Here is a 2,579-nt window from a genome sequence, read left to right as displayed (position 1 = left end):
CCCCACAGCCGTGCGAAGGGCGTGTCAGCGGTCCTTGCGGGTCCGCTTCTCGGCCTCGTCCTTGGCCCGGCCGGGCATGTCCTTGCCGCCCGTGTCCTTGCCCGGCATGTCCTTGCCGCTCTTCTCCTCCTGCTGGGGCCCGCCCTTCCTCTTCTTGGCGGCCTCCCGCTTCATCTGCTCGGCCTTGTCCTTGAACTTGTCCGACATGCCCATTGCCGCTCCTCGCGATGTGGTGCTGGCTGGAACACGACCAGCCTGGCACAGGGATACATACTTCGCATATCAGTGATATCGATGCATAGCGGATGGAGCGCCTGTCAGCTGCGCGGTGGCAGCGGCGGGCGCCGGAGGTCGGGCACCCGGGTGTAGCCGGGCGGTGCCGCCGCCGGGCGCCTCTCCAGCAGGTCCAGCGCCGTACTGACGGCCTTCTGCAGCACCACCGGCCGCCCCTCGGCCCAGTCCACGGGCGTGCGCCCGGCCTCGATGTCGGGGGCCACGCCGTGGTTCTCCACCGACCAGCCGTAGGCGTCGAACCAGGCGGCGTGCATCGGCACCGTGATCGTCGTGCCGTCGACGAGGGGGTGCTGTCCCGTGATGCCGACCACGCCGCCCCAGGTACGGGCGCCGACCACCGGGCCGAGGCCGAGCAGCCGGAAGGCGGCGGTGATCATGTCGCCGTCGGAGGAGGTCATCTCGTCGGCGAGCGCGACGACGGGGCCCCGCGGCGCGTTGCCGGCGTAACTGACGGGCTGGGCGTCCCGGGTCAGGTCCCAGCCCAGGATCGTGCGGGTCAGCGTCTCCACCACCAGCTCGCTGATGTGGCCGCCGGCGTTGCCGCGTACGTCGACGATCAGGGCGGGCCGGGAGACCTCCATCCGCAGATCGCGGTTGAACTGGGCCCAGCCGGAGCCGCCCATGTCGGGGATGTGTAGATAGCCGCACCGGCCGCTGCTCAGTTCCCGTACGACCTCGCGCCGCCGGGTCACCCAGTCCTGGTAGCGCAGGGGGCGGTCGTCGATGAGGGGGACGATCGCGACCCGGCGCGGTGGCGGCGGCAGCCCGGTCCCGGGCTCGGCGCCCTGCACGCCCGGTCCCGCGTCCGGTCCGGCACCCGCACCCGCACCCGCACCTGCACCCGGACCCGGACCCGGACCCGGACCCGGTTGGTCCCCCGGTTCGGGCTGGGTGAAGGTCAGCTCGACGGTCGTCCCCCCTGCCGCCGTCAGCAGCGGCCACGGCCCGGCCGAGGGGTCGACCGGCCGCCCGTCGATGTGGGTGAGCACCGCGCCGTCCCGTACGCCGGAACCGGCCAGCGGCGAACGGGCCTTGGAGTCCGAGGAGTCGCCCGGCAGGATGCGCTGGATGTGCCACTCGCCGCCCGAGGTACGGGCGAGGTTGGCGCCCAGCAGACCGATCGGACGCTGGTAGTGCGGCGGGCCCTCGTCGCGGCGGGCAGGGGTGACGTAGGCGTGCGAGGTGCCCAGTTCGCCGAGCACCTCCCGCAGCAGGTCGGCGAACTCGTCCGGGGAGGCGACCCGTTCCACCAGCGGGCGGTACTGGTCCAGCACGGCAGTCCAGTCGATGTTGCACATCCGCGGTTCCCAGAAGTACGCGCGGATCAGCCGCCCCGCCTCCTCGTACGCCTGCCGCCACTCCGCGCCCGGGTCGACCTCGTGCAGGACGCGGCGCAGGTCGATCTGGGTGGTGGTGTCGTCCTCGGCGGTCTCGGTGGCGGGTACGGCCCGCAGCTCACCGTCGTCGTTCACCACGAGCCGGGAGCCGTCGCCGCTGAGCGCGAACCAGTCGATGTCGTCGGTGAGTTCCGTGCGCTTGGCCTTGGCCAGGTCGAAGTGTTCGAGGGTGGGGCGGCCCGAGGTGTCGGCGGGATTGGCGAACGTCTCGCCGAGCGCGCCCGAGATGGGGAAGCGCAGCCAGATCAGACCGCCGCCGCTGACCGGCCGCAGCGCCGAGTACTTGGAGGCGGTCACCGGGAACGGCGTCACCCGGCTGGCCAGCCCCTCGGCCTCCACCAGCACCGAACCGTCCTCGCCCCCGCAATCCCTCGGGTCCAGCCCGCCCGCCGCGGGCCGTCCCTCGGGGGACAGGGCGAAGGGGGAGGGGGTGGCGGAGGAGAGCGGCACCAGGTACGGGCGGCAGCCCAGCGGGAAGGAGAGGTCGCCGGTGTGCACGTCGTAGACCGGGTCGAAGCCGCGCCAGGAGAGAAAAGCGAGGTAGCGGCCGTCCTGGGTGAAGCACGGCTGCTCGTCCTCGAACCGGCCGTCGGTGACGTCGAGGATGGTACGGCGGGTGTTCGTACCCGCCAGCTTCGCGATCTTGATCTTGCTGAGCGAGCGCCCGACGCCGGGATGCGCCCAGGTGAGCCAGCGGGAGTCGGGCGAGAAGGCGAGGTCGTTCACGGGGCCGTTGAGCGAACGGATCAGCTCGGTGACCCGGCCCGTCCCAGGGCCCGTGGCGGGGCCCGCGTCGGAGCCCCCTTCGGGGCCCGCGACGGCCGCGGTCGCCACCGCGTCGGTGTCCGGCGCCCCCGTGCCGGCCGGGCCCCCGAGACCGGCGAGAGC

Annotated in this window: 2 protein-coding genes; both read right to left on the bottom strand. The window is 72.9% G+C overall.

Annotated elements, in window-relative coordinates; genetic code table 11:
• Positions 1–24: 24 nt before the first annotated feature.
• Positions 25–207 carry a hypothetical protein gene (locus tag ACRDP3_RS09675; RefSeq protein WP_431516458.1) on the bottom strand — a complete coding sequence of 61 codons (183 nt, stop codon included), beginning with the start codon at positions 205–207 and terminating at the stop codon, positions 25–27.
• Positions 208–317: 110 nt separating this feature from the next.
• A partial coding sequence (locus tag ACRDP3_RS09670) for a S41 family peptidase (RefSeq protein WP_431516457.1) occupies positions 318–2,579 on the bottom strand: 2,262 nt, incomplete at its 5' end.

Source organism: Streptomyces sp., from assembly GCF_050698815.1.
In the GTDB taxonomy this organism is placed as follows: domain Bacteria; phylum Actinomycetota; class Actinomycetes; order Streptomycetales; family Streptomycetaceae; genus Streptomyces.
Note: the sequence above shows the minus strand (reverse complement) of the source record. Positions and strands in the feature narration are given on the sequence as shown.

What these genes read in the sequence shown, in the direction of transcription:
- ACRDP3_RS09675 (WP_431516458.1), bottom strand. Translation starts at nt 207, where the DNA reads ATGTCGGACAAGTTCAAGGACAAGGCCGAGCAGATGAAGCGGGAGGCC.